At 66.2% G+C, this 26,632-nt stretch carries 28 protein-coding genes; 16 read left to right on the top strand and 12 right to left on the bottom strand.

Going from position 1 to position 26,632, the window contains the following annotated elements:
- The first annotated feature begins 15 nt into the window (after positions 1-15).
- The 3 genes from L284_RS34840 to nudC are packed head-to-tail and all read left to right on the top strand — an operon-like array spanning position 16 to position 3,307.
- Entirely contained in the window at positions 16-1,074 is a 1,059-nt protein-coding gene (locus L284_RS34840; protein ID WP_021233934.1) for an A/G-specific adenine glycosylase, read from the top strand.
- Positions 1,071-2,396, top strand: a complete 1,326-nt coding sequence (locus tag L284_RS34835; protein WP_021233933.1) for a serine hydrolase domain-containing protein — start codon at positions 1,071-1,073, stop codon at positions 2,394-2,396. The genes L284_RS34840 and L284_RS34835 overlap by 4 nt, the downstream gene beginning before the upstream one ends.
- The gene (gene nudC, locus L284_RS34830; RefSeq protein ID WP_021233932.1) at positions 2,393-3,307 is read left to right on the top strand and encodes an NAD(+) diphosphatase; all 915 of its coding nucleotides are present in this window, start codon (positions 2,393-2,395) and stop codon (positions 3,305-3,307) included. The genes L284_RS34835 and nudC overlap by 4 nt, the downstream gene beginning before the upstream one ends.
- Before the next feature lie 2 nt (positions 3,308-3,309).
- Here the strand turns inward: nudC and L284_RS34825 are convergent, their stop codons facing one another.
- The 3 genes from L284_RS34825 to mgtE are packed head-to-tail and all read right to left on the bottom strand — an operon-like array spanning position 3,310 to position 5,417.
- Positions 3,310-3,558: a hypothetical protein gene (locus L284_RS34825; RefSeq protein WP_021233931.1), complete on the bottom strand. Its 249-nt coding sequence runs from the start codon at positions 3,556-3,558 to the stop codon at positions 3,310-3,312.
- Complete coding sequence (locus L284_RS34820) at positions 3,555-3,956, bottom strand: DUF1489 family protein (protein ID WP_021233930.1); 402 nt, start codon at positions 3,954-3,956, stop codon at positions 3,555-3,557. The genes L284_RS34825 and L284_RS34820 overlap by 4 nt, the downstream gene beginning before the upstream one ends.
- A gap of 24 nt (positions 3,957-3,980) precedes the next feature.
- A complete protein-coding gene (gene mgtE / locus L284_RS34815; RefSeq protein ID WP_021233929.1) occupies positions 3,981-5,417 on the bottom strand; it encodes a magnesium transporter in 1,437 nt (478 codons plus the stop codon).
- Between the two features lie 159 nt (positions 5,418-5,576).
- Here mgtE and L284_RS34810 point away from each other — a divergent pair, with 159 nt between their 5' ends.
- Positions 5,577-6,047, top strand: coding sequence for a peptidylprolyl isomerase (locus L284_RS34810; RefSeq protein ID WP_021233928.1), 471 nt, complete (start codon positions 5,577-5,579; stop codon positions 6,045-6,047).
- A 202-nt stretch (positions 6,048-6,249) separates the two neighbouring features.
- Here L284_RS34810 and L284_RS34805 read toward each other — a convergent pair whose 3' ends face one another.
- The 5 genes from L284_RS34805 to L284_RS34785 form a co-directional block, all read right to left on the bottom strand.
- Complete coding sequence (locus L284_RS34805; RefSeq protein WP_021233927.1) at positions 6,250-7,035, bottom strand: DUF2059 domain-containing protein; 786 nt, start codon at positions 7,033-7,035, stop codon at positions 6,250-6,252.
- 81 nt (positions 7,036-7,116) lie between these two features.
- On the bottom strand, positions 7,117-8,001 hold the full coding sequence (locus L284_RS34800; RefSeq protein WP_021233926.1) for a LysR substrate-binding domain-containing protein: 885 nt from the start codon (positions 7,999-8,001) through the stop codon (positions 7,117-7,119).
- A 55-nt stretch (positions 8,002-8,056) separates the two neighbouring features.
- Complete coding sequence (locus L284_RS34795) at positions 8,057-8,980, bottom strand: hemolysin family protein (RefSeq protein WP_021233925.1); 924 nt, start codon at positions 8,978-8,980, stop codon at positions 8,057-8,059.
- Positions 8,981-9,003: 23 nt separating this feature from the next.
- Entirely contained in the window at positions 9,004-9,495 is a 492-nt protein-coding gene (ybeY, locus tag L284_RS34790; RefSeq protein WP_021233924.1) for an rRNA maturation RNase YbeY, read from the bottom strand.
- A 33-nt stretch (positions 9,496-9,528) separates the two neighbouring features.
- On the bottom strand, positions 9,529-10,572 hold the full coding sequence (locus tag L284_RS34785) for a PhoH family protein (protein ID WP_021233923.1): 1,044 nt from the start codon (positions 10,570-10,572) through the stop codon (positions 9,529-9,531).
- A gap of 277 nt (positions 10,573-10,849) precedes the next feature.
- Here L284_RS34785 and L284_RS34780 point away from each other — a divergent pair, with 277 nt between their 5' ends.
- Both L284_RS34780 and L284_RS34775 read left to right on the top strand, forming a co-directional pair.
- On the top strand, positions 10,850-11,341 hold the full coding sequence (locus tag L284_RS34780; RefSeq protein ID WP_021233922.1) for an RcnB family protein: 492 nt from the start codon (positions 10,850-10,852) through the stop codon (positions 11,339-11,341).
- A gap of 158 nt (positions 11,342-11,499) precedes the next feature.
- Positions 11,500-12,084, top strand: coding sequence for a hypothetical protein (locus L284_RS34775; RefSeq protein WP_021233921.1), 585 nt, complete (start codon positions 11,500-11,502; stop codon positions 12,082-12,084).
- 90 nt (positions 12,085-12,174) lie between these two features.
- Here L284_RS34775 and L284_RS34770 read toward each other — a convergent pair whose 3' ends face one another.
- A complete protein-coding gene (locus L284_RS34770) occupies positions 12,175-12,870 on the bottom strand; it encodes an alpha/beta fold hydrolase (RefSeq protein ID WP_021233920.1) in 696 nt (231 codons plus the stop codon).
- Positions 12,867-14,237 carry a tRNA (N6-isopentenyl adenosine(37)-C2)-methylthiotransferase MiaB gene (gene miaB / locus L284_RS34765; protein ID WP_021233919.1) on the bottom strand — a complete coding sequence of 457 codons (1,371 nt, stop codon included), beginning with the start codon at positions 14,235-14,237 and terminating at the stop codon, positions 12,867-12,869. The genes L284_RS34770 and miaB overlap by 4 nt, the downstream gene beginning before the upstream one ends.
- 80 nt (positions 14,238-14,317) lie before the next feature.
- Here miaB and argS point away from each other — a divergent pair, with 80 nt between their 5' ends.
- The 8 genes from argS (at position 14,318) to tatC (ending at position 21,205) form a co-directional block, all read left to right on the top strand.
- Positions 14,318-16,066 (top strand): arginine--tRNA ligase, encoded by a 1,749-nt coding sequence (argS, locus tag L284_RS34760; RefSeq protein WP_021233918.1) that lies wholly within the window; start codon positions 14,318-14,320, stop codon positions 16,064-16,066.
- A gap of 3 nt (positions 16,067-16,069) precedes the next feature.
- Positions 16,070-16,810, top strand: a complete 741-nt coding sequence (locus L284_RS34755) for an SPOR domain-containing protein (protein ID WP_021233917.1) — start codon at positions 16,070-16,072, stop codon at positions 16,808-16,810.
- Between the two features lie 245 nt (positions 16,811-17,055).
- Positions 17,056-18,066, top strand: a complete 1,011-nt coding sequence (gene nagZ, locus L284_RS34750; protein WP_021233916.1) for a beta-N-acetylhexosaminidase — start codon at positions 17,056-17,058, stop codon at positions 18,064-18,066.
- 2 nt (positions 18,067-18,068) lie between these two features.
- Positions 18,069-18,893: a segregation and condensation protein A gene (locus L284_RS34745; RefSeq protein WP_021233915.1), complete on the top strand. Its 825-nt coding sequence runs from the start codon at positions 18,069-18,071 to the stop codon at positions 18,891-18,893.
- Between the two features lies 1 nt (position 18,894).
- Positions 18,895-19,593, top strand: a complete 699-nt coding sequence (gene scpB / locus L284_RS34740) for an SMC-Scp complex subunit ScpB (RefSeq protein WP_021233914.1) — start codon at positions 18,895-18,897, stop codon at positions 19,591-19,593.
- A gap of 59 nt (positions 19,594-19,652) precedes the next feature.
- Complete coding sequence (locus L284_RS34735) at positions 19,653-19,895, top strand: twin-arginine translocase TatA/TatE family subunit (RefSeq protein WP_021233913.1); 243 nt, start codon at positions 19,653-19,655, stop codon at positions 19,893-19,895.
- 23 nt (positions 19,896-19,918) lie between these two features.
- Positions 19,919-20,335, top strand: a complete 417-nt coding sequence (gene tatB / locus L284_RS34730) for a Sec-independent protein translocase protein TatB (protein WP_021233912.1) — start codon at positions 19,919-19,921, stop codon at positions 20,333-20,335.
- 51 nt (positions 20,336-20,386) lie between these two features.
- Entirely contained in the window at positions 20,387-21,205 is an 819-nt protein-coding gene (gene tatC / locus L284_RS34725; protein ID WP_021233911.1) for a twin-arginine translocase subunit TatC, read from the top strand.
- A gap of 51 nt (positions 21,206-21,256) precedes the next feature.
- Here the strand turns inward: tatC and L284_RS34720 are convergent, their stop codons facing one another.
- Together L284_RS34720 and L284_RS34715 are read right to left on the bottom strand one after the other, a co-directional pair.
- A complete protein-coding gene (locus L284_RS34720) occupies positions 21,257-22,969 on the bottom strand; it encodes an amidohydrolase (protein WP_407635843.1) in 1,713 nt (570 codons plus the stop codon).
- Positions 22,970-22,995: 26 nt separating this feature from the next.
- Positions 22,996-23,892 (bottom strand): NAD(P)-dependent oxidoreductase, encoded by an 897-nt coding sequence (locus L284_RS34715; RefSeq protein ID WP_021233909.1) that lies wholly within the window; start codon positions 23,890-23,892, stop codon positions 22,996-22,998.
- A 249-nt stretch (positions 23,893-24,141) separates the two neighbouring features.
- On the opposite strand from L284_RS34715, the gene L284_RS34710 reads away from it, so the two are divergent.
- Together L284_RS34710 and L284_RS34705 are read left to right on the top strand one after the other, a co-directional pair.
- The gene (locus tag L284_RS34710) at positions 24,142-25,395 is read left to right on the top strand and encodes a threonine ammonia-lyase (protein WP_021233908.1); all 1,254 of its coding nucleotides are present in this window, start codon (positions 24,142-24,144) and stop codon (positions 25,393-25,395) included.
- Positions 25,396-25,742: 347 nt separating this feature from the next.
- A complete protein-coding gene (locus L284_RS34705; protein WP_031342066.1) occupies positions 25,743-26,579 on the top strand; it encodes an arginyltransferase in 837 nt (278 codons plus the stop codon).
- Positions 26,580-26,632: the final 53 nt, after the last annotated feature.

Raw genomic sequence — 26,632 nt, 5'->3', positions numbered from 1 at the left:
TGCCATAGGGCGCTGATGGATGCCAGCCGCGATACGATCCCGTCCAACGTTCCGGGCAAGGTTCTCGACTGGTACGATGCCCATGCCCGCACCCTGCCGTGGCGGGCGGCTCCCGGCACTCCCGCACCCGATCCCTACCGCGTCTGGCTTTCGGAGGTCATGCTCCAGCAAACCACCGTGACGGCAGTGAAGGACTATTTCGCCAAGTTCACCAGCCGCTGGCCCGGCGTCTGCGACCTGGCCGCCGCTTCCGACGAGGACGTCATGGCGGCCTGGGCGGGGCTCGGCTATTATGCCCGCGCCCGCAACCTGCTGGCCTGCGCCCGCGAAGTCGCGGCGCGGGGCGGGATTTTTCCCGACACCGAGGAAGGCCTGCGCGCTTTGCCGGGGCTGGGCGCCTATACCGCCGCCGCCGTGGCCGCGATCGCCTTCGGTCGCCGCGCGGTCGTGGTGGACGCCAATGTCGAGCGCGTGGTGACGCGGCTGTTCGCGCTGGACGCGCCGCTGCCGGGTTCCCGCCCTGCGATCCGCGCGCTCACCGATACGATCACGCCCGACCGCCGCGCCGGAGACTTCGCGCAGGCGCTGATGGACATGGGTGCGACCGTCTGCACCGCGCGCGCGCCGCGCTGTCTGCTCTGCCCGATTGCCGCCGATTGCCGGGCCAGGGCCATGGGCGCGCCGGAACGCTTCCCGGTCAAGGCGCCGAAGAAAGCCAAGCCCACGCGCAAGGGTCACGCCTTCTGGATTGAGCGCGATGACAAGGTCTGGCTGGTGCGCCGAGCGGGCAAGGGCATGCTGGGCGGCATGCGCGCGCTCCCCGACGACGGCTGGTCCGCCCGCGAGGATGGTCACGGCGAAGCGCCGATCCCAGGCCACTGGGAGAGCGCGGGGCGGGTCGGCCACGTCTTCACGCATTTCTCGCTCGAACTCGGGCTTTCCGTGCATCTCGGCGCTTGTCCCGACGATCCGCCGGGCGAAGGCGAGTGGTGGCCGCTCGACCGGCTCGATGACGCGGGCCTGCCCACGCTTTTCGCCAAGGCCGCGCGCCTCGCGCTGGCCGAGCCGGCATGACGGCGATCCGCGAGCGGCTGCAGGCGGCGCTCGATCGCCGCATGCTGCTGCGCATGGCGGGCGCTGCCGGGATCGGCGCTGCGCTCCTGCCAGGTCTCGTCCGCGCAGCCACGCAGCTGGAGAGCCTTCCCCGCGTCCGCGCTTTGCTGGAGCGCTGGACCGGAACCGCCGAGAAGCCCGGCGTCTTTCCCGGCCTCGTCGCTTCGCTGGGAATGCTGGGCCGCGAGGCCGAGTTCGTCGCGCGCGGTGCGCAGGGCTTTACCGACGGCACCCCGATCTCCGCCCAGAGCCTGTTCCGCATCTATTCGATGACCAAGCCGATCACCGGGATCATGGCGATGCAGCTGATCGCGGAGGGGCGGCTTTCGCTCGACCAGCCGCTTGCCGACGTGCTGCCCAGGTTCGCCGCGATGCAGGTTCAGGACCGCTACGACGGCTCGCTCTCCGCGCTTCACGCCGCGCCGCGGGCGATCACCATGCGGCACTTGCTCACCCACACGTCGGGGCTGGGCTATTCGATCATCCAGACCGGTCCGATCCGCGATCTGTTGCAGGCAAAGGGCCTCGCTGCGGGGCAGGTCACCCGCCTTCAAGTGCCGGGCTTCACCGATGCCGCCCCCGCGCCCAGCCTCGCGCTGTTCGCGGACCGTCTGGCCGACGTGCCGCTGGTCTACGATCCGGCGACGCATTGGAGCTATTCGCTGGGCCTCGACCTGATGGGGCGGGTGATCGAGGTCGTCACCGGCCGCCCGTTCGACATCTACTTGCGCGAGGCGCTGTTCGAACCGGCCGGGATGACGAGCACTTTCTTCCAGGTCCCCGCCGCCGATCGCGCCCGCCTGACGACCAACTACGCCGCGCTGGGCGAAGTGCTGGTGCCGATCGACGAGCCGGGCAATTCCCTGTTCCTGGACAAGCCTGCATTTCCCTTCGGCGGCTCGGGCCTGGTCAGCAGTCCACGCGATTACGACCGCTTCCTGCGCCTGCTCGCCCAGCGCGGCGTGCTGGACGGCAAGCGGGTGCTGGCGGAAAGCGCGGTCATGACCGGGACCGGTGACCTTCTGCCGCCTCTCGTCCGCCTTTCCGCGATGTTGCCACCCGGTAGCGGCTTCGGCGCGGGCGGGCGCGTGGGCAAGGGCGCGGAAGCCGGGATCTTCGGGTGGTCCGGCGCGGCGGCGACGGTAGGCATGGTGGACATGATCCGGGGCCTGCGCTCTCAGCTCTTCGCGCAGTTCATGCCGCCCAATGCCTTCGGCCTCATCCCCCAGTTCCAGACCGCGCTGAAGGCCGACATCATGGCCCTGTTGGAGACGCAGAGTTGAATCACACCGTCCTGCCGAAGCTGCTGCCTGTCGCGTTCGCGGGATCCTATCTCGACCGCGCCGACCACATCCGCAGCGATCCCGATGCGCTTTTCGCGCTGCAGACGGCCGAAGCCCGGCTGCTGCGGCTCGACGGTCTGGACGCGGTGCTCCAGGACGATGGCGCGCTGACCTGGGGAGAGCTGGGCGAGGCCGAACCGGGCAGCGAGATGATCTTCCTCGGCCTCGACGGCAAGGTTCCCTGTTTCGCGGAAGTTCCTCCGGTGACGCCGCCGGGCGGCCCTCACGCCTCGCCGGTCAACTGGCATGCGATGGCCGTGCTCGATCCTGCCGAACTGGCCGCCTATGGCGGCGCTCGCTCGCTGGTGAGCTGGCACTGTCGGCACCGGTTCTGTGCAGTCTGCGGCCATGGCACGGTTCTCGCCAAGGGCGGCTGGCAGCGCACCTGCATCAATCCCGGCTGCGGCGCCGACCATTTCCCGCGCGTCGACCCGGTGACGATCATGCTCGTCGAGCACCAGGACCGCGCCCTGCTGGGCCGCCAGCCGCGCTTCCCGGAAGGTCGCTATTCCACGCTCGCGGGCTTCGTGGAGCCGGGCGAGTCGGTGGAAGAGGCCGTCGCGCGGGAGATCCATGAGGAGGCGGGCCTGCGGGTGCGGGACGTGACATATGTGGCCAGCCAGCCCTGGCCGTTTCCGTCCTCGCTCATGATCGGCTGCCATGCGGTGGCGGACGACGATGCGATCACCATCGACGAAACCGAGCTTGAGGACGTGCGCTGGTTCACCCGCGAAGACGTGGCAGAAGCACTGGAAGCGATCGGTCGGGGCGAAAACGGCAAGGCTTTCGGCGCACCGCCTGCCCATGCGATCGCGCATGTGCTGATGCGCTGGTGGGTGGATCCGAGGTAACGTTACCCGGTTTGAAGACCGTCTACGGCCCGCGCCACGGCAGCGGCGATGGCGGCGCGCGCCTGCGGGCTGTTGCGCCAGCAGGTGGAACCCAGCGTTGCGGAAACCTCGGCGCAGATCGCGTCGGGATCGCGCGCGGCGAGATCGGCGAAGGTAGCGATGCCCAGTTCCTCCAGCCGCGAAACCACCGTGGGGCCGACGCCCTTCACCGCCAGCAGCGCCGCGCGTTCGTCCTTGCTGAACCCCGTCATACCAGTCCCAGCTTCGCCAGTTCCCGCGCCATGGCGGGTGGCATGGCGTCGCCTGCCGTCTCGCCTTCGCCGAGGTCGCGCGGGGCGTCCTGTTCCGCAAGGTAGCGCCAGCCCTGATGCGCGCGCTTCGGCTGGGTGACGACCGAAATCAGCCTGGGCGCGAGGCGGATATGCCAGCGACCGTCATCGCGTTGCTCGAAGCCCAGGATCGGCGAGCGGCCGATTAGCGCATGTTCGTAGATCCAGTATAGCGAGCCGCCGACCATCTCCTCCTGCCGCTTGGGCAGGTAGCGGGTGGTGAGGCGCGCCTCGCCGATATCTCCATGGCTTTCCAGCCAGGCGCGCAGATCCGCCGGGCTCTCGGCGGAAAAGGCGATCTTGGTCATGTGCAGCGGCATGGCGACTAGATAGGAAGGGGAAGCCTACCCGACCAGACCGGAGACCGTCGCCAGGCCGAGGAAAACCAGGAAGCCCATCGAGTCGGTGGTCATCGTCACGAAGATGGACGAGGCGATGGCCGGGTCGGCCTTGAAACGTTCCAGCGTCAGCGGCACGAAGACGCCGGCCATGCCCGCGATCAGGATGTTGGTCATCATGGCCATGGCTATGACCAGACCCAGCGTCACATTGCCGAATATAAGGCTCACCACGATGCCGATGACGACCGCCACCGTGCAGCCGTTCAGCAGGGCGATCGACATTTCGCGCCGCACCGCGCGCCAGGCGTTGGAGGCGGTAAGCTGGTTGGTGGCGAGTGCGCGCACCGTCACTGCCAGCGTCTGGGTGCCGGCATTGCCGCCGAGGCCAGCGACGATCGGCATGAGCGTGGCCAGCGCCACCATCTTCGAGATCGTACCCTCGAACATCGCTATCACCGAGGAGGCGAGGGTTGCGGTGAGCAGGTTGGCGATCAGCCAGCGCACGCGCGCAGAATAGGCGTCGCGGATCGGCTCGTTGATGTCGCCGTCGCCGGCGCCAGACAGCAGCAGGGTATCCTCGCCCGCTTCTTCCTGGATGATGTGGACGATGTCGTCGACGGTGATCTGGCCGATCAGCCGTCCGGCTTCATCGACCACCGCCGCCGAGATCAGCGCGTACTTCTGGAAGCGCAGCGCGACTTCCTCCTGGTCCATGTCGGCCGGGATAAGCGTCTGGTCGCGCGCCATCACGTCGTAGAGCGGTATGTTTCGCGGGGTGCGCAGGATCCACGAGAGCGCGCAAGTGCCGATCGGGCGGTGCATCGGATCGACGATGAACACTTCCCAGAACTCGGTGGGCAACTCGCGGTGCTCGCGCAGGAAATCGATGAGATCGCCTACCGTCATCGATTCGTGGACGGCCACGAAATCGCGGCTCATCAGGCGGCCGGCGGATTCCTCGGGGTAGGACAGCGCCGTCTCGATCGCGGCGCGGTCTTCCGGCTCCATCTCGGCCAGGACGGCCTGCTGGTCCTCCTCGTCGAGGTCTTCCAGCATGGCGACGGCATCGTCGGTGTCGAGCTGCTCGGCGATCTCGGCGACGACTTCGGCGGGCAGCGCCTCCATCAGCGCCTCGCGCACCCAGTCGTTCATCTCGGCGATGACTTCCACGCCCATGAGGTCGCGGATGGCGCGGGCGAGGCCGAGGCGCTCGTTCTCGTCGACCAGCTCGAACAAGTCGGCGATGTCGGCAGGGTGGAGCGGTTCGACGAGGTCGTAGACGCGCTCGAAGTCCTCGTCGTCCAGCGCATCCTTCACGCTGCGCACGAATTCGGCCTTGAGGCGGTTGTCGTCGTCGAGGGATTCGGATTCGGGCACATCGAGACGCGCGGTGTCTTCCGCCTGTTCCGCCGGGTCGTGCTGGAGGTCCGTTTCGCTCATCCCGGCGGGTCTACGCAGCTATTTCGCGATTGCAACAGGGGGGCAAAAATTCGCCCGACGTTTATCTCGGACCTCGCGGCGTGACATTGGCGCGCCAGTGCCTATATCGGGCGGCGATGCCCCACCGGCGCCAATCCGCGCCGGCAGAAGGAGACTGCAATGGCTGACGAATACCTGACCCTCACGCTCGACACCGGCAACGGCGAAGGCGGCGACGTGAAGATCAAGCTGCGTTCCGACCTCGCCCCCGGCCACGTCGAGCGTATCAAGGAACTGACCGGCGAAGGCTTCTACGACGGCATCAAGTTCCACCGCGTGATCCCCGGCTTCATGGCGCAGGGCGGCTGCCCCAACGGCACCGGCATGGGCGGTTCGGACAAGCCGGACCTCAAGGCCGAATTCAACGCCGAGCCGCACGTTCGCGGCGTGTGCTCGATGGCCCGCACCAGCGCGCCGCACTCGGCCAACAGCCAGTTCTTCATCTGCTTCGACGATGCCCGCTTCCTGGACAACCAGTACACCGTCTGGGGCCAGGTGGTCGAAGGCATGGAACTCGTGGACGCGCTGCCCAAGGGCGAGCCGCCGCGCGAACCCGGCAAGATCGTCAAGGCGACCATTTCGGAAGGCTGATCCTTTCCGAACGCCTGCAATGAAAAAGGGCGGCTCTGCAAGGAGCCGCCCTTTTTTCGTCTCGCTTCCGCGTCCTCCCGGACTTGATCCGGGTCCGCTGCCGGTCCTTAGGCGCAAGCTAGCGCCGGGTCGCACTGTTTCGAGCTGGGCTGTTCATGGCCAGCGGTCCCGGATCAAGTCCGGGACCACGACGTGGATGGACCTACTCCACCTTCTTGGCCTTCTCATTCTTTTCGAGCTGTTCCTCCGAAACGCCCAGCAGCTTGGCGAGACGGGCCTTTTCGGCTTTCGAAAGATCCCCATAGGCACGCGGCTCCGGCAATCCGGCGCTGGCGGCCTTCACCTTTTCCACGATGGCGGGCATCTGCTCCGTCAGCTTGGGCACGAAGCCCTGCATCTTCGCCATGACTTCCGGCGACATCATGATGAGGTAGGAATCGGCGGCGTAGACTTTGCCGGTCGGCGTCGCGAAGAAGGCGTTCAGCTCGGTCAGCTGGGTGGCTGTATACCTGCCGGCATAGGCCTGCGTCAGGCCTTCCCGGATATCAGGTTCGACCTGGGTCATCAGCGGGATCATCTCGCTCATCATGGTGCGCGTGGAAACCTGCATCCGCTGTTTGAAGGCAGGGTCGTAGATTTCCATGATCTCGGCCATCGAAGCCTCGCCCAGATCCTCCGTGTTCACGCCGCCGAGGCCCGCAAGCTGCTTGAGCGGCAGCTTCATCGTGGAGTCCATGATGGAATCCATCATCTTGTCGAGCGTGCCGTTCATCAGGCGGGCGTAGGTTCCCAATGGGAATACGTGGTCCACCGTTTGGCGGGCGGCGGCGATGCGCGCGGGGTCAGTCACCGGCGCAGCAGACACCGTCTGGACAGGTTCGGCGGCGCGGCCCGGCGTGGCCGAGGCGATAGCGGCTGCGGCGGCAGCGGTGAAGAAGACGAAACGCATGGCGGAGCCCCCAGACAGGTCGAAAAGTTCCGGGATCATACCGCGAAGCACCTGCCAGGGGAATGAAATCGCCTGTTATGTCGCAAAAGCGCCGCCCGGAGGGGGCGGCGCCCGGAGCCGTTACAGCCCGGCTTGCAGCAGCCACTCGTGGAAGATGCGCACGGGGCGCGATTCTAGCGCCTTGGGCTTGCAGACGAACCAGTAGCGGTAGGGGCTCTCGACGTCGATGTCGAACAGCCGCGCCAGGCGGTTGTCGTGGCTGCGACGGAAGTGGTCGTCGTGCATGATCGCGATGCCGAGGCCCTGGGCGGCGGCTTCGAGCACCAGCTGGCCAGAGTCGAAGCGGTCGACCGAGGCCGGTTCCAGCTTTTCCAGACCGATCGCGCTCTTCCAGGCATCCAGGCTCTGCGGCAGGTCCTGGTGGATCAGGAACGTCTGCTTGGAGAGGATCGCCTCGTCCGGAACGGTGCCGATCTCGCGCGCCATCTCCTGCGAGGTGATGGCGTAGACCTTGTTGTGGTCGAGCTGGATGCGATAGTAGGCCGGGTCCGGCTCGGGCGAGAGGATGATCGCCGCGTCCAGCGTGTCGCCGACGCGGTCTTCCAGATGGGCGCCGGTGTCGATGTCGATATGCAGGCGCGGGTGCAGCTTGCGCAGTTCCGGCAGGCGCGGGAACAGGCGCTGGCCGCCGAACAGCGATGGCACGCCCAGGTGCAGGCGGAGTACCTGGCCGCGATCGATCTGCGATTCCACAGCTTCGGCCAGTTCTTCCAGCTTGGGGCCGACGACGTTGTAGAAGGCCTGGCCTTCGTCCGTCAGCTTCATCGACTGGTGCTGGCGGGTGAAGAGACGCTTGCCGGTGAAGTCCTCCAGCGCGGCGACCCGGCGCGACAGTGCCGAAGGGCTGAGCGCCAGCTCGTTGGCGGCGGCCTTGGCCGAACCGAGGCGGACGACGCGAACGAAGGCTTCAAGCGCGCGCAGGGGGGGTAGTCGGCGTACTGGCAATGTCTCGTCTTTTCACTTGGGGTGTCGAGGCCGCCGATCAAGGCGGCTTCGAGGTTCAATCTGTCTCTTCGACCACTTCCGTGATCGGCGGATGCAGCCTCAGCCGCGTGACCCGGCGCTCGTCGCCATCGGTGACTTCGATGCGCCAGCCGCTGTCGTGCTCCAGGACCGTGCCGACCGCCGGAACCTGACCGGCCAGCACGAAAGCGAGGCCGCCCAGGGTGTCCACCGCTTCCTCGACTTCGGCGAGGCGCGGGTCGATCCGCTCTGCCACATCATCAAGCTCGACGCGGGCGTCGGCGTCCCAGATACCGTTCTCTTGCGAAATTAGCAACTCTTCGGGGGCGTCGTCGTGCTCATCCTCGATGTTGCCCACGATTTCCTCGACAAGGTCCTCGATGGTGATGATCCCGTCGGTGCCGCTGTACTCGTCGATCACGACGGCCAGGTGCGTGCGCTGGGCGCGCATGTCGGCCAGTACGTCCAGCGCGCCGCGGGCCTGGGGCACGTAGAGCGGCTGGCGCAGCAGGGTGGACCAGTCCTCGGGCGGCTGCTCCCCGCGCGCCAGGATGGGGAACACGTCCTTGATGTGGATCATGCCCTTTATCGCGTCGAGCGAATCCCCGTAGACGGGCATGCGGCTGTGGCCATGTTCGGCAAAGGCCTCGACCACTTCGGCCCAGCTGGCCGAGGCGGGAATCGCCACGATCTCGCTGCGCGGCACCGCGATGTCGTCCGCATCGTGCTCGCTGAAGTGGAGCAGGTTGCGCAGCATCTGCCGCTCGATCGAGGAAAGGTCGCCGCGCGCGCGGGCCTCGTCCTCGGCATCGCTCTCATGTTCGTTGATGACGCCTTCGATCTGCGCGCGAAGCGACTGATCGCCGTCGTTCTGGAAAAGCCTCCGGAAAACACGCCAGAGCGTGCCGGTACTGTCCCCGTCTCCCGAGCCGGACTCGGTGTGGCGGCCATTGTCGGCCATCGTCCTGTGTTACCCCTGTAAGGTTAAGTTCTGTCGCCATATGGGTCGGCAATGCCGATGAGGGCAAGAGCCTTTGTTTCCAAAGCCTCCATCGCCTCGGCGTCCTCGTCCGAAATCTCGTGGTCGAGCCCGGCGAGGTGGAGCAGGCCGTGGACGATCAGGTGGCTGGCGTGGTGCTGCACCGGCACGTTCTTTTCCTCGGCTTCCCGGGCGCAAGTCTCGAAGGCGAGGGCGAGATCGCCCAGCATCTCCGGCGGCCCATCGGGCGCGAGATCGAGCAGGGCGGCGCGTTCGAGCATGGGGAAGGACAGCACGTTGGTCGGCTTGTCCTTGGCACGCCATTCGCGGTTCAGCACATGGACTTCGGCGTCCGAGGTGAACAGCAGGCTGGCGATGAGCCGCGGATTGTCGAGTTCCGGGGCCACCTGAACCAGGGCCTCGAGCGCGGCTTCGGCAAGGTCGGCCCAGTCGGTGCTGCCGGGCCAGGGGGCTTCGATATCGATTTCGAGATCCATCCCTGGCCCTTTGGCGCAATTCCAGCCGAGAAGCTACTCGCCCTTTTTGTCCGAAGGGTCCACGTAAGGTCCTTCGTAGGCTTCGACGATGCGGCCGACGATCGGGTGGCGGACGACGTCCTGCACGGTGAAGCGGGTGACGTCGATGCCCTCAACGCCCTCCAGCCGGCTGACCGCGTCGGCAAGGCCGCTCATGCGGTCGCCGCCGGGGATGTCGACCTGCCGGGGGTCGCCGCAGACGACCATGCGGCTGTTCTGGCCGAAGCGGGTGAGGAACATCTTCATCTGCTCGCGCGTGGTGTTCTGCGCTTCGTCGAGGATGACGAAGGCGTCGGCCAGCGTGCGGCCGCGCATAAAGGCGATCGGCGCGATCTCGATCTCTCCCGAGGCAAGACGGCGTTCCACCTGTTCGGGCGGCATGCAGTCGTAGAGTGCGTCGTACAGCGGGCGCAGGTAGGGATCGACCTTGTCCTTCATGTCGCCGGGCAGGAATCCCAGCTTCTCGCCCGCTTCCACAGCCGGACGGGAGAGAATCAGGCGCTGGACGGAGCCGGTCATGAGCTGACTGACCGCCTGCGCCACCGCGAGGTAGGTCTTGCCCGTGCCCGCCGGGCCCAGCGCGAAAATCACATCCGATCGGGCGAGCGCGCGCATGTACTCGATCTGCATCGCGGAACGCGGCACGATCGTCTTGCGGCGGGTGCGGATCATGATCGGCGGCGCGCCGGTGTCGCCGGAGATGATGCCCTCCAGCGTGGGTTCGGCCGACATGACGATCAGGGCCTCCACCGCGCCGGAATCGAGAGCCTGGCCCTGCTCCAGCCGGTGATACATGCTTTTGAGCGTATCCCTTGCGCGGGCGACGGCATCTTCGGGGCCTTCGATCTGGATCTTGTTGCCGCGTGCGGCAATGTAGACGCCGAGGCGATTTTCGACCTGGACGAGATTGGCGTCGAACTGGCCGAACAAGGCCCCCAGCAAAGTCTGCTCGTCGAACTCGACTTCGACACGCGCCCGGCGGTGTGCTTCGGGCCTGAACTGCGCCGCTTCACCGGCGCGTGCTGCTTTGCGGGCCATGTGCTCCTTTCAGATGAGGATGCATTCATTCTGTCTCGAAGATGGCTCCGCGCATCGCTTCCTGCAAGATCCGCCTAGCGGAAAAATGCGCAGCTCATCGGGGATAAAGGGGCGTTTCGGCGCGGTCCTTGCGGATTTGTCGCAGGGCTAAGACAAACCTGAAATTTTCCTGCAAACAACATTTTAAGTTCGTTCAGCTTGCGGAGTGCAAACCTGAACTCACAGACCGGGCAGAAGCCTTCAGGTTTTCAGCTCGATCGGTTCAAGGAGAAACACAATGCGCAAGTTCATCATGGCCGCCCTGGCAGCAAGCGTTATCGTTCCCACCGTGGCGGTTCCCACCATGGCCTCGGCCCAGAGCGCCCGCGAAGTCCGTGAAAGCGCCCGCGACGTCCGCCACGACGAACGCAAGCTGCGCCAGGCCCAGCGCTACGGCGATCGCCGCGACGTTCGTGAGGCGCGCCGCGATCTGAACGATTCCCGCCGCGAACTGCGGGGCGACTGGCGCGACTACCGCAAGAGCCATCGCAACGACTTCCGCCGTCCTGCCTATGTCGGGCCGCGCGGCTACCAGTACCGCCCGGTCGCCGTAGGCCACCGCTTCCAGCCTTCGTACTACGGCAGCCGCTACTGGGTGAACGACTATGGCCGCTACCGCCTTCCCGCGCCGCGCGCCGGCCACCGCTGGGTTCGCTACGGCAACGACGTAGTCATGGTGAACATGCGAAATGGCCGTGTAGTCGCCGTCAACAACGGCTTCTTCTGGTAAGCCGTCAACCTTCTACAACCGCCGAGTCCCCCGGCGGGTCGCGAGGAGCCTCCGGCGCATGCCGGGGGCTCTTTGGCATGTGTGGCGCCTTTGGAACGTGTCGGCCACGCGATGAAGCGGGCTTGCGGCGAAGGCGAACAAGCGGCTAGCCTCGGCCCATGAGAAGGACATCTTCCGCCAGGACGGTTCTGGCATTCGCACCGCTCCTCGCCCTCGGCCTGTCGCTGGCCGCCTGCAAGAAGGACGCGGCGCCGCCCGAGCCGACCTCCAGCGCCGAGCCGGTGGAAGAGGTCAGCCAGCCTGCGCCGATGACGGCGGAAGACTGGATCCGCGCCAACCACAAGGACGCCGTCTCCAGCGATCTTGGCCAGCTGCAATACGCCGCGGCGGAGACCGACCTCGACGGTGACGGCACGCCGGAAGTGCTGGTCTATCTCGGCGGGCCGATGTTCTGCGGCACCGGTGGCTGCAACCTCGCGGTGCTCAAGCGCGAGGGCGGCGATCTGATCCAGGTGAGCGAGACCAGCGTGGTGCAGCTTCCGGTCGGCGTGCTGGACAGCAAGTCTCACGGCTGGCGCGATCTGGCGGTGAGCGTTTCGGGGGGCGGCATGACGGAAGGCATCTCGCGCCTGCGCTTCACTGGCAGCCGCTACCCCGGCAATGCCAGCGTGGAAGTGAGCGCCGATGCCGCTCCGATAAGCAAGCCGCTGATCACGGAAGATGCGCTGAAGCCGCTGGATTGAGCGGCGGGCGGGTGTGTTTCGCGCCCAACGCCTGGATGACGGCAGTTGTGGGTAGAGGCGGCGCCAGGACCGAGGATCGAAAACGGAGGTCTAACCCTCAAGCCACCGGCGGAAGGCGGCATTGACCGCGTCCGGCTGCTCCATCGGCACCATGTGCCCGGCGTCGGAAATAATCTCGTAGGCGGAGCCGGGCAGCGCTTGCACCATTTCCTCGGCCAGTCGCGGCGGGGTGAGGGCATCCGCTTCTCCGACCATGACCATCGCCGGAACGGTGACCGTGCCGAGCGTCTCCAGCGAATCGGCGCGGTCGATGATGGCGGCCTGCTGGTCCATGTAGGTGCCGAAGCCGACGCGCAGGGCCATCTGCACCACCTCCTCGAACAGCGGCTCCGGACAGTCCGGCGCGACCAGCTGGCGCAACGAGCCGCGCAGCACATGCTCGAAGCCGCGCGCACGGGCCGTGGCTATAGCGGCGCGGCGCAGCGCTGCCTGCTCTCCGGTATCGGCGCGGGCATTGGTGGCGACGAGGGCGAGACGGGTGACGCGCTCCGGCGCGCGGCGCCAGATCTCCATGGCCACGTAGCCGCCCATCGAGAACCCCGCGATGGCGAACCGATCCGGGGCCGTGTCGAGCACGCGGCTGGCCATGAGCGCGATCGAATCGTCCTTCAGCGTATCGCCGACGGAAATCTCCGCGATGTCGCAAAGGCCGGCGATCTGCGCCTGCCAGACGTGGCGGTCGCAGGACAGACCCGGAACGAGAACCAGCGATTGCCTCCGGGTCACGCCGGAACGGTGCTCAGCAACCTGGCGGACAGAGAGTTCGCGCCTGCTTCCGTCAATTCCACGGTGACGACGTCGCCCACGGCGGCCTCACCGACGAAGTGAACCGACTGCAGCCACGGCGACTTGCCCAGCCATTGCCCCGGAAGCTTGCCCTTGCGCTCCACCAGGACTTCGCAGGTTCGTCCTACCGTAGCCTTGTTGAAGGCATACTGGTCTCGGTTGACCGCAGCCTGGAGGCGCTGGAGCCGCTCGTCCATCACTGCGGGCGCGACTTGGTCGTCCATCGTCGCGGCAGGCGTGCCGGCGCGGGGCGAATACTTGAAGCTGAAGCACTGGGCATAGCCGACCGCGTCGACCAGCCTGAGCGTATCCTCGAACTCGGCGTCGGTCTCGCCGGGGAAGCCGACGATGAAGTCGCCTGAAAGTGCGATGTCGGGCCGCACCGCGCGCACCCGGTCGAGGATCTTGAGGTAGCTTTCGGCGGTGTGGCTGCGATTCATCGCCTTGAGCACGCGGTCGTTGCCCGCCTGAACCGGCAGGTGGAGGAAGGGCATCAGCTTGGCCACCTCGCCATGCGCCACGATCAGCGCCTCGGTCATGTCGTTGGGGTGGCTGGTGGTGTAGCGGATGCGGGCGAGATCGGGGATCTCGGCCAGTTCGCGGATCAGGCCGGCCAGGCCGACCTTCCGTCCCTTGGCATCCTTGCCGTACCACGCATTCACGTTCTGCCCGAGCAGGGTGATCTCGCGCGCCCCGGCATCGACCAGCCGCTTCGCCTCGTCGATCAGGTCGGCATGGGGGCGGGAAACTTCGGCGCCGCGCGTATAGGGCACGACACAGTAGGTGCAGAACTTGTCGCAGCCTTCCTGCACGGTGAGGAAGGCGGTCGGGCCGGAGCGCCGACCCCCTTGTCCTCGGGGCGGAAGGGCGTCGAACTTGGTTTCCGCCGGCATGTCGGTATCGGTGATGCGCTTGCCTTCGGCGGCCACGCGGATCATCTCGGGCAGCCGGTGGTAGGCCTGGGGACCGACAACCATCTTGACCGCGGGCGAACGTTTCATGATCTCGTCACCTTCGGCCTGCGCGACGCAGCCGGCCACCGCGATCAGCGGCGTCGAGCCGTCCTGGCGCTTCAGACGTCCGATGTCGGAAAAGACCTTCTCCGCCGCGCGCTCGCGGATATGGCAGGTGTTGAGCACGACCAGGTCGGCCTCCTCGCCTTCCGGTGCGGCGGCGATGCCCTGCTCGGCCAGCAGTTCCGCCATGCGCTCGCCGTCATAGACGTTCATCTGGCAGCCGAAGCTCTTGACCCGGTAGGTCCTGGGAATCTCGATGGTCGGCGTAAGCGGAGGGACGGGGCTGGGCATAGCCGCGCCCCTAGCGGATTTGCCGGCGATTTTGAAGCGGAGGTTGGTTTATCCGCGATTCCCGGCTAATCGCGCGCGTCATGAGCGATAACCAGACCCTTTACGCCGCCTTCGCAGGCCACCTCAACGCCGCGCTCGATGCGCTCGAAGTAGCCGGTACGCTGCCCGGCGGGTTGAAGCGAAGCGCGATTACGGTCGAGCCGCCACGCGATGCCTCGCACGGCGATCTCTCGACCAATGCGGCGATGGTGCTGTCCAAGCCTGCCGGGATGAAGCCGCGCGATCTGGCCGAGGCGCTGGTGGTGGAACTGTCGAAGCTCGATTCGGTGACCTCTGCCGAGATCGCGGGGCCCGGCTTCATCAACTTGCGCCTCTCGTCGGCCACCTGGCTGGCCGAACTGCGCGCCATCGCCGCGCAGGGCGCCGATTACGGCCGTTCGAGCATCGGTGGCGGCACCACCGTCAATATCGAGTACGTTTCGGCCAACCCGACCGGCCCGATGCACATGGGCCACTGTCGCGGTGCCGTCGTCGGCGATGCACTGGCAACGCTGCTCGAATTCGCCGGGCACAAGGTCATCAAGGAATATTACGTCAACGACGCCGGTGCGCAGGTTCAGGTGCTCGCCCGTTCGGCGCACGTCCGCTATCGCGAGGCGCTTGGTGAAGCCGTGGGCGCGATTCCCGAGGGCCTCTACCCGGGCGACTACCTAATCCCGGTCGGCCAGCAACTCGCTGACGAGTTCGGCACCAGATACGTGGCCGCTCCCGAGTCGGAATGGCTGACGCTGTTCCGCGAAAAGGCCGTTGCCGCCATGCTGGTGATGATCAAGCAGGATCTCGCGCTGCTGGGCATCCATCACGACCTGTTCTCCTCGGAAGCCGAGCTTCAGGCATCGGGCAAGCCGGATGAGGCGGAAGCATGGCTGCGTGCCAAAGGCCTCGTCTACGACGGCGTACTCGAAGCGCCCAAGGGCAAGACGCTTGAGGATTGGGAAGCGGTGGAACTGCCGCTGTTCAAGTCGACCGCGTTCGGTGACGATCAGGACCGCCCGATCAAGAAGTCGGACGGCACCTGGACCTACTTCGGCGCCGATCTGGCCTATCACTTCCAGAAGGCCCAAAACGCCGACGCGCTCGTCGATATCTGGGGCGCCGACCACGCCGGCACCGTCAAGCGCATCAAGGCCGCCGTCGCCGCCATGACCGGTGCCGATGGCGAACCCACGCCCTTCGAGATCAAGCTGGTGCAGATGGTGCAGCTGCTGCGCGACGGTGAGCCGGTGAAGATGTCCAAGCGTTCGGGCAACTTCGTGACGCTGGCCGAAGTCGTCACCGAAGTGGGCAAGGACGTGGTGCGCTTCACCATGCTGACCCGCAAGCCGGAAGCGCAGATGGACTTCGACTTCGCCAAGGTCGTGGAAGCCTCGAAGGACAACCCGGTGTTCTACGTGCAGTACGCCAATGCCCGCGTCCATTCGACCTTGCGCAAGGGCCTGGCCGAGGGCGGCTTCACTCCCTCGGGCGAGCACCTTGAACTGCTGGGTGAAGAGGAACTGGAGCTGGTCAAGCTGGCCGCGCAGTTCCCCCGCATCGTCGAAGCCGCTGCCGCCGCGCGCGAGCCGCACCGCATCGCCTTCTTCCTCGGCGATGTCGCGGCGGCCTTCCACGGCTACTGGAACCTCGGCAACGACCGCGTGGAAAAGCGCTTCGTTAACGCTGCCGATGCTAACCTGACCGGCGCACGGCTGTTCCTGGCCGCGCAGATCGGGCAGCTTGTCCGCAATGGCCTGGCGCTGCTCGGCGTCGAGGCAGTGGAGGAAATGTAACTCATGGCGAACTGGGGGCAGAATCAGGACGGCGGAGACCTGAACGCCGGGCGCTCTCCTGCCGGTTTCGAGCGTTCGGACCAACCTGCGAACAAGCTGGAACTCGGTGATGGCGACGTGCGCCTGCCCTGGCTCGAAGGCGAGGACGAGGAGTTCGAGGACCAGCAGGGTGGCGGGTCCGGGCAGACCCTGCTCCTCATTGCGCTCGCCGTGGTCGCTATCCTGGTGATCGTCGGCGGCATCTGGTGGGCCACCCGCGACAAGGCGGAGCCGCTGGTAGCCAGCGGCGGCGTGATCGAGGCGCCCAGGGAGCCTTACAAGACGCGTCCGGAAAACCCCGGCGGAGACGTCGTGGCCGGCACCGGCGATACCAGTTACGCGGTTGCCGAGGGCCAGACCCGCATGCCCCAAATCGGTCAGAACCAGGCCGGCAACCCGCCCCCGGCGCAGCCGTCTCCCTCTCCGTCGCCCTCGGCCAGCGAATCGGCCAAGCCGGAGCCGGTGGTGACCGGGGTGGGCGTGCAGGTCGGCGCCTATACTTCGAAGCCTACTGCGGAAGCGGGCTGGAACGCGCTGAAAGTGCAGTATCCCGCGCTTTCCGGGGTCAGCCATCGCATCGTCGAAGGACAGGCGGATATCGGCAAGGTCTACCGCCTCCAGGCCGTACCCGGCGATCTCGCGGCAGCGCGGGCGCTGTGCAGCGGGATGAAGGCGGCCGGACTGAGCTGTCAGGTCAAGCCGTAAAGCTGCCTCGCTCGTCAATGGGCGCGTAGCGACGCAATCCAGGGGCGGTTCGCGCCGCTCTGGATTGCCGCGTCGGCTTCGCGTCCTCGCAAGGACGAGGGCGGCAGGGAGCGCGGGGCAGATCGGCGGGGCGCACGGCCGCCATTTCGAGGGTCTGGGGCATCATCCCCAGGTCTTCCCCTTTCCACACTTCCCAAGTTCCCAAATCTTGCGAAAATCGCATAATCCTGCGACCAAGCGCGATTATGACACCCGCCATCTTCGGCCTTTCCGGGCTGACTCTCAGCGCCGACGAGCGCGCGTTCTTCCGCGATGCCGATCCGGCCGGCTACATCCTCTTCGGCCGCAATGTGCAAGACCGCGAACAGTTGCGGGCGCTGACGGATGAACTGCGCGCGATCCATGGCCGCGACCGGCTCTACATCACCATCGACCAGGAAGGCGGCCGCGTCGCGCGGATGAAGCCGCCGGTGTGGTGCGCCTATCCGCCGGGCGAAGTCTTCGACAAGCTCTACGACCTTGCGCCTGCCAGCGCGATCGAGGCGGCGCGGGACAACGCCGAAGCGCTTGGGATGGACCTTGCGGAAGTGGGCGTGACGGCAGATTGTCACCCGCCGCTCGACCTCCGCCACACCGGAGCGCATGACATCGTTGGCGACCGTTCGTTCGGCGGCGATCCGATGCGCGTCGCCGCGCTGGGCCGCGCGACCCTTCAGGGGCTGGCGCGCGCGGGCATCGTCGGCTGCGTCAAGCACATCCCCGGCCACGGCCGCGCCATGGCGGACAGCCACAAGGAACTCCCGACCGTGGAGGCGAGCGAGGCGGAACTGGAACGCGATATCCAGCCGTTCCGCACGCTCAAGGACGTGCCCTTCGGCATGACCGCACATGTGCGCTATACGGCTTGGGATGCCGAAAACCCGGCAACGCTCTCGCCCTTCGTCGTTCGCGAAATCATCCGCAAGCGCATCGGCTTCACCGGCCTGCTGATGAGCGACGATCTCGACATGCAGGCGCTTTCGGGCAGCGTGCCCGAACTGGCGGAACGAGCGATCACGGCGGGGTGCGATCTCGCCCTGAACTGCTGGGCGAAGATGGACGACATGATCGGGATCGCCCAGCGCGTTCCGGGCATGCGCGCCGAGACCGCCGAAAAGCTGGACCTCGCGCTGGCTTCGGTGACAGGCACGAGGGCGACGGGCACCCATGCGGAACTGCTCGCCCGGCGCGACGCCTTGCTGGCGCTGGCGGCCTGAGCATGGCGACAGCGCCTCAACTTCCCCTGGGCCTACCCGGTTCAGGCACCGGCTCCGATCCCGCGTGGGACGGCGAGGAGCGAACCGAGGCGCGCAAGGAAGCGCTCTATCTGGAGATCGACGGCTGGGAAGGTCCGCTCGACCTTCTCCTCGACCTAGCGCGTCGGCAGAAGGTGGACTTGCGGCGGATCTCCATCCTCGAACTGGTCGCGGCCTATCTCGACTATATCGAGCAGGCCGAGGCGCTGCGGCTGGAACTGGCGGCGGACTATCTGGTGATGGCGGCCTGGCTGGCCTACCTGAAGTCGGCGCTGCTGTTGCCGAAGGACGAGCAGGCAGACCCCAGTCCCGAAGAACTGGCCATGCGCCTGCAACTGCGCCTGCAACGCCTCGGCGCGATGCGCGAGGCGGCGGCGCGGCTCATGGCGCGCGATCGGCTGGGCCGCGACGTGTTCCTGCGCGGTGCGCCGGAGGGCCTGCGGGTGGAGCGCAAGTCGGCCTGGCAGTGCTCGTGGTACGATCTCGTGCGGGCCTATGGCGATGTGAAAGTGCGGAGCCAGCCGGTGGTCCACATGGTGCGCGAGCGCATGGTCATGACGCTGGACAGCGCCATCGCGCGCGTGTCCTCCATGCTCGGCGTTTCGCTCGACTGGATGGACCTGCGCGATTTTCTCCCCACCGCGAACGAAAGCTGGGCCAATCCGCAATTGCGCCGCTCGGCGCTGGCCTCCAGCTTCGTCGCCGCCCTCGAACTCGCGCGCACCGGCAAGGCCGAGATCGCGCAGGAGCAGACCTTCGGTCCGCTTCGCCTCAAGGCCTGTAAGTAAGATGACGGAACCGATGGACGACCTTACGCGCGCGGTGGAGGCGACGCTGTTCGCCGCCGAGCAGCCGCTGACGGTCGAGCAGATTTCGAACCACCTCGGCCAGGCCGACGTGCGGCCGGCGCTCGCCCGCCTGCGCGCAGCGTACGAAGGGCGCGGCGTACTTCTGGTGGAGCGCGGCAAGCGCTGGCACTTCGAGACCGCGCCCGACCTCGCGCACCTCCTGCGCCGAGAGAAGGAGGACGTGCGCCGTCTCTCGCGTGCGGCCACCGAGGTTCTGGCGATCGTCGCCTATCACGAGCCGGTCAGCCGCGCGGAAATCGAAGCGATTCGCGGCGTGCAGACCGCCAAAGGCACTCTCGACGTGCTGATGGAGGCGGGCTGGGTGCGTGTCGCCGGCCGCCGGGAAGTGCCGGGGCGCCCGGTGATCTATGCCACGACGCCCGATTTCCTCGCGCATTTCGGCCTGGGATCGCTGCGCGAACTGCCGGGCCTGGAAGAACTGCGCGCGGCGGGCCTGCTCGATCCTGTGGATGACGAGATGATCCAGACGGGCCTCCGCCCGGGTAAAGTTCCTGGCGAGGACGATGACGCTTTGGACGACGGGACGGAAGAGCTTGGCGATCCGGACCTCTTCCAAGAAGATGACCGCCAAGCGACCGTACTTGGTCAGATCAATGACGGACTGGCAAGTTCGCGGTAAAGTGCCTAGATGATGTGCATGCGGCCGGAATCGGTCGCACGGTTTTTGGAGTTGAGGTTATGGGTAGCTTCTCGATCTGGCACTGGATGATCGTCCTGGTGATCGTGCTCGTGCTGTTCGGACGCGGCCGCGTTTCGGAAATCATGGGTGATTTCGGCAAGGGCATCAAGAGCTTCAAGCAGGGTATGAACGAGGAAGAGAACAAGGCTTCTTCCACGCCTGCCCCGCAGATCACCGCCCAGCAGGGCGATGCGCCGGTGGTCACTCCGGCGAAGGCCGAGAACAAGACCGAGCAGTCGTAAGCTAGCGCCGGAAACGCGCTCGCATGTTCGATATAGGTGCTTCAGAGCTGCTTCTGATCGTCGTCGTGGCGGTTGTGGTCATCGGTCCCAAGGACATGCCGATGGCGATGCGCACGGCTGGGCGGTGGATCGGCAAGATGCGCAAGATCTCCGGTCATTTCCGATCGGGGATCGACGCCATGGTGCGCGAAGCCGAGCTGGAAGAGATGGAGCGCAAGTGGCGAGAGCAGAACGAGGCGATCATGAAGGCCAACCCCGTTCTGCCCGATCTCAACCAGATGCAGGCCCCGAACGGTTCGGAGGCGCCTTCCCTGGCGCATGCGGCAGACGATGTGCCGGCGGTAGAGCGAGATGCCAGGTCTGAGGACGCCGCTCTGCCCACCGATGCGAAGAAGCCCTCGGCCCAAGCGGAAATGCACCTCCCTCCGCCGCCGCCCTGATCGTTTGCCCCGATTTCCCGGCCGCTTACCCGGCCTTGATAGAAGCGCGCCATGCAGCCATTCCGCATCTCCGACATTGACGACTCCCAGGCCCCGCTGCTCGATCACCTGATCGAACTGCGGGGGCGGCTGATGCGTGCCTTCCTCGCTTTCGCAGTGGCTTTCGGCATCTGCTTCTACTTTTCGGGCGACATCTTCTCGTTCCTCGTGCGCCCACTGACGGAAGCCTTCCCGCCCGGGCAAGGCAAGCTGATCTACACCAAGCTTTACGAAGCCTTCTTCGTGGAAGTGAAGATCGCGCTGTTCGCGGCCTTCTTCGTCAGCTTCCCGGTGATCGCCAACCAGATCTGGGCCTTCGTCGCGCCCGGTCTCTACGCCAAGGAAAAGAAGGCATTCCTGCCGTTCCTGGTGGCGACACCGGTGCTGTTCACCATGGGCGCGGCGCTGGCCTATTACGTCGTCATGCCGACGGCATTCCACTTCTTCCTCGGGTTCGAAGGGCAGAAGGGCGGTCTCAAGCTGGAGGCGCTGCCCGGAACCGGCGACTATCTCGCCCTGGTCATGCAGTTCATTCTCGCGTTCGGCATCAGCTTCCTGCTGCCTGTACTGCTGATGCTGCTGAACCGCGCCGGGATCATCACCCGCGCCCAGTGCGTGGCCGCGCGCCGCTATGCCATCGTCGGCATCTTCATCATCGCCGCCGTGGCGACCCCGCCGGACGTCGTCTCGCAGCTGCTGCTCGCGATCCCGCTGCTTGCGCTTTACGAGGGCACGCTGCTGTTCATGTGGTTCACCGAAAAGCGCGATGCGCGCGAGAAGACCGCTGAACAGGCCCGAGCCGAGGCCGAAGGCGGCACGCCGGCGGCGTGATCGTTCCGGAGCGAGGCAGGAGATCGCTGATCTCCCGCCCCGATCCCGGCATCAACGAGCCGCAGAGTCCTTGGCCGCGTCCTTGGCCGCATCCTTGGCGATCATCCGGTCCTTGGCGGCCGACCAGGCGAGCTTCCCGTCGATCCACGTTTCGAGAACCCGCGTGGCGCGCAGCTTGTCCGGCGTTGCCAGCATCGGATCGGCATCCACGAAAAGAAAGTCCGCGCGATAACCCTTGGCGATGCGGCCGAGGCGATCCTCTGCGAACATCGCGTAGGCGGCGCCGGTGGTATAGGCGCCAAGTGCGGCTTCTCGGCTTAATGCTTCCTGCGGCTGCCAGCCGTTGAAGGGCTGGTTGTCCGCACCCTGGCGGGTGACCGCCACGGCCAGGCCGACGAAAGGCTGCGCAGGCTCTACCGGCGTATCCGAACCGAACGCCAGCTTCGCGCCCGTGGCCGCGATCGACTTCCAGGCATAGGCGCCCCCCAGGCGGTTCGGGCCGAGCCGGGCTTCGGCCATCGTCCGGTCGGAGGCTTCGTGCTGCGGCTGCATCGAGGCGATCGTGCCGAACTTGCCGAAGCGCGGCAGATCGGCGGGATCGACGATCTGCGCATGTTCGATGCGCCAGCGGCGGTCGCCCTTGTAGGTGGCGGAAAGCTCCTCGATCGAATCGAGCACCGTGGCGTTGGCCTGATCGCCGATGGCGTGGACGGCGACCTGGAAATTGTCCATCGCCGCGCGGCTCATCAGGTTGCTCAGCTGCGTCTCGTTCATGCGCGGCAGGCCCCTGGTGCCTGCGGCATCGGCATAAGGCTGCTTGAGCCAGGCCCCGCGCGAGCCCAGCGCTCCGTCGAGGTAGAGCTTCACGCCGTTCATCTTGAGATGATCGCCGTAGAGCCACGGCGTCGGGCGAGGGCCGCCTATCAGCGTCATGTTGTCCACCCCGTCCGCGTAGGAGACGATGCGGATGCGCAAGCGGCCGTCGTCGGCGGTGCGGCGCATCGACTGCCAGTCCTCGATCGAGGTGCCCATGTCGGCGATGGCGGTGACGCCCTGCGCCAGCAGCGCCAGCTGGGCTTCGCCAAGCGCGGCGTCGCGATCTTCGGGGCGAGGCCGGGGCATCTTCGCCTCGATCAGCGCCATGGCGCCGTCCACGAAGACGCCGGAGGGCTGCTTGCTGCCGGCGCTCCGCAAGATTTCCCCTCCGGCAGGCGCGGCGGTCGTCGCGGTCACCCCGGCGGCGGAGATCGCGGCCGAGTTGGCCCAGCCGGCATGGCCGTCGACGCGGGTGAGCCAGGCGGGCTTGCCGCCGGTCGCGCCGTCCAGTTCGGCAGCGGTCGGCATGCGGTCCAGCCCCCACTGCACCTGGTTCCAGCCGCTGCCGAGAATCCACGGCGCATCGGGATGCGCCGCAGCCCAGGCCGAGATGCGCGACAGCGCTTCGTCGAGAGTCTTGGCCATCGACAAGTCGAGCGTCATCTTGGCGAAGCCGGTGCCCATGACGTGCCCGTGGGCATCGATCATCCCCGGCACGACCACGCGGCCCTTGCCGTCCACCTGATAGTCGACCTTCTTGGGCCGCTTGTCGCCATGCCGGTAGACTTCGGCGATGCGTCCGTCGTTGCCGATCAGAAAGCCTTCGAAGCGCTCTACGCCGCCCTTGCCGTCCGCCGTGACGCCGTCGACATTGTCCACCAGCACGTCTGCCAAAGCGGAAGGTGCCAGCGCGGGGCTTGCCGCGACGGCGGTGGAAGCGAGCAGCAGCGCGAAGGCTGCGCCTTTCGTGGGATTCACTTGATACCCTTCTTGGGGAGACGCTTGATGATGGCGCTGGTGTCGAGACGGCCGCCGCCCTGCGCCTGGATGTCGGCAAAGAACTGATCGATCAGCGCCGCCACCGGCAGCGAGACGCCAAGCCCGCGCCCTTCGTCGAGGCTGAGGCCCAGGTCCTTGCGCATCCAGTCGATCGCGAAGCCGAAGTCGAACTGGTCGTCGTTCATCGTCTTCCAGCGGTTGTCCATCTGCCAGGACTGGGCGGCGCCGCCGGAGATCGCCTCGTAGACTTTGTCCATGTCGAGGTGCGAGGCCTGGGCGAAGCGCACGGCTTCGGCCAGTGCGGCGACATTGCCGGCGATGCAGATCTGGTTGGCCATCTTGGCGATCTGACCGGATCCCGCCTTGCCGACGTGGACGATACGGCTGGAATAGGCTTCCATCACCGGGTGCGCGGCCTCGATCGCCTCATCCCGGCCGCCGCACATCAGGGTGAGGGTGCCTTTTTCCGCGCCGATCTGCGATCCGGTCATCGGCGCATCGACGCAGTGGATGCGCAAGTCCCGCGCCTCGACCGAGATCTGGCGGGCGATGCGGGCCGAAACCGTCGTGTGATCGATGAAGACGCCGCCCTTCTTGAGCATGCGGAACACGCCATTGGGGCCGAGCACGACTTCCGAGAGGTCGTCGTCGTTGCCGACGCAAGTGATGACGACGTCCGCGTCCTGAGCGGCATGGGCCGGATTCGCGGCAATGCGATGCGCAAGGCCGGGATTGTCCTGCGACCACTTTCGCGCCCGCTCCGGCGAGCGATTGAAGATGGTGAGTTCATGACCGGCCAAGGCGATATGCCGCGCGATCGCGCCGCCCATGACACCCAGGCCGATGAAGGAAACCTTGCGTTTTTCGCTCATGGCAAGCGTTCTAGCGCTTTTTGCACGAAAGCAAACCGGGCGAGGGAGAGAAATCCGACGAAGCGGCCTTTCCCGGTGATCTCGCTGCATTTGCCGCCTTCCAGTCCCGCTCGCAATGACAAGGCTGGAGGTGTTCGGAACCCCGCGATGACTCCATTCGGGAAACAATATTGCCTGAGAAAACCCGCGAAGGAATTTTTCCGAGCGTTCGCCTTTCCATCGGACGCAGTTTCCTTTAGGCGCGCCACCATGGAACAGCCATTGCTCAAGATCGCTGCGGAACCCGAAGAGGCTACGCTGACTGCCGAAGACGTTCGTGCGGCAGCGATGCGCATTATCGGCAAGGTCGTCCGTACCCCAACTCTGCATTCCACCACGCTCAGCGCGATCACCGGCGCGGATATCTGGCTCAAGTTCGAAAACCTCCAGTTCACCGCCGCCTACAAGGAACGCGGCGCCCTCAATGCCCTGCTGCTGCTCGATGAGGAGCGCAAGTCGCGCGGCGTGATCGCCGCTTCCGCCGGAAATCACGCCCAGGGCCTGTCGTATCACGGCACCCGGCTGGGCGTGCCGGTGACCATCGTGATGCCGCGCACCACGCCCACGGTGAAGGTCATGCAGACCGAAAGCGTTGGCGGCAAAGTCGTGCTGGAAGGCGAGAGCTTCGATGAAGCCTATACGCATGCCCGCAAGCTGGAGGCGGAGCTGGGCCTGACGTTCATCCACCCCTTCGACCACCCGCACGTCGCGGCCGGGCAGGGCACCGTGGCGCTGGAAATGCTGGAGGACGTGCCCGACCTCGACACCCTGGTCCTGCCGATCGGCGGCGGCGGTCTCGCCACGGGCATGGGCACGGCGGCGCGCGCGATCAATCCGGACATCCGCCTCGTCGGTGTGGAGGCGCAGCTCTATCCCTCGATGTACAACCTGCTCAAGGGTACCAGCCTGCCGATCGGCGGCGATACGCTGGCGGAAGGCATCGCCGTCTTTGCGCCGGGGCAGTTCACGTCCACTGTCCTGCGCGATCTGCTGGACGAGTTCCTGCTCGTCAGCGAATCGGGTATCGAGAGCGCGCTCGCCCTGCTGCTCCAGATCGAGAAGACGCTTGTGGAAGGCGCTGGCGCCACGGGTCTGGCTGCGGTCATGGCCAATCCCGAGCTGTTCGCAGGGCGCAAGGTCGGCATCGTGCTGTCCGGCGGCAATATCGATACCCGCCTGTTGGCGAACGTGCTGCTGCGCGATCTCGCGCGTTCGGGGCGTCTCGCCCGCCTGCGGATCGGCCTGCAGGACCGCGCGGGCGCGCTGTTCAAGGTGGCCAAGGTGTTCCACGAGCACAACGTGAACATCATCGAGGTCTTCCATCAGCGCATCTTCACGCACTTGCCCGCCAAGGGACTCGTCACCGAGATCGAGTGCGAGGCGCGCGACAAGGCGCAGCTCGATGCCCTGGTGGCGGCACTGCGGCGGGAAGGCTACGAAGTGAAGCAGGTCGAAACCGAGTAGCTCCGCGAATCGGTTCGTCGAAAACCGTCTACAATAAGGCAGCGGAAGATCCGTCTTCCGCTGCTGGACGGAGTGCCTGTTCGAAAACGGACGCTCCAGAGGCAAAGTGGCCGGTCGGGCGTTAACTGCGCAGGCCTGATCTGCTAACATCCGGGAGCGAGAAAGAACCAAAGCGGGACAACCGAGCGATATCTCCACCCACTTGGTCGCGATTCCGGTACGGCTCGGGCGCCTTTCGTGGTTAAAACGCTTTCAACCGGCGCAGCGGCTATGCATATTCAAGGCTAACTCGGGAGCAGCGTCGGCATGGCGGCGGCTTCCACCCTGCTAGAGGATCAGTTTCGTCCGTGACGGCACCCGTTCGTTTCCCCCGGTTCTTCGTGACCAGTCCGGCTCCGTGCCCCTATCTGCCGGGCCGCAGCGAGCGGAAGGTCTTTACCGAACTCAAGGGCCCTCATGCCGATTCGCTGAACGACGCGCTGGGCCGCATCGGCTTCCGGCGCAGCCAGACCGTCGCCTATCGCCCCTCCTGCCTCGACTGCAACGCCTGCATTTCCGTTCGCGTGGTTGCGGGAGAGTTCGCCCCCTCCGGAACCCAGAAGCGCCTGCTTAAGCGCAATGGCGATCTCGTCGCCACCGTCTGCCGCCCATGGTCCACCAGCGAGCAATTCGATCTGCTCCAGCGCTACCTTGCCGTGCGCCATCCGGAAGGCGGGATGACGGCGATGGACGAAGTCGATTTCGCGGACATGGTCGAGCATACTCCCGTCACCAGTTACGTGATCGAATACCGCGAACCGTCCAGCGACGGCATCACCCCCGGTCGTCTCGTGGGGGCGTGCCTCACCGACCGCCAGTGCGACGGCCTGTCGATGATCTACAGCTTCTACGATCCCCACCACGATCGTCAGGGGCTGGGAACCTATATCATCCTGGATCACATCGATCGCGCTACCGACATGGGGCTGACTTACGTCTACCTGGGCTACTGGGTCGAGGGTGCACCGCGCATGCAGTACAAAGTCCGCTTCCGTCCGATGGAGAAGCTGGGCCGGGCGGGCTGGGAGCGCATTTCCTCGGAGGAACACGATCGCCTGATCGCCGCCGCCGTGGCCAATCCCCGCAGCCGCGATGCCGTGAACGAAGGCGCACGCAAGGACGGGGTACCCTCGATCGCGCAATAGCGCTTGATGGCGGCCAGCCTGCTGCCGGCCGCCATGACTTGCAGGCATCACTC

The organism is Novosphingobium lindaniclasticum LE124 (assembly GCF_000445125.1).
GTDB lineage: Bacteria > Pseudomonadota > Alphaproteobacteria > Sphingomonadales > Sphingomonadaceae > Novosphingobium > Novosphingobium lindaniclasticum.
This window is presented reverse-complemented; position numbering and strand designations above follow the sequence as displayed.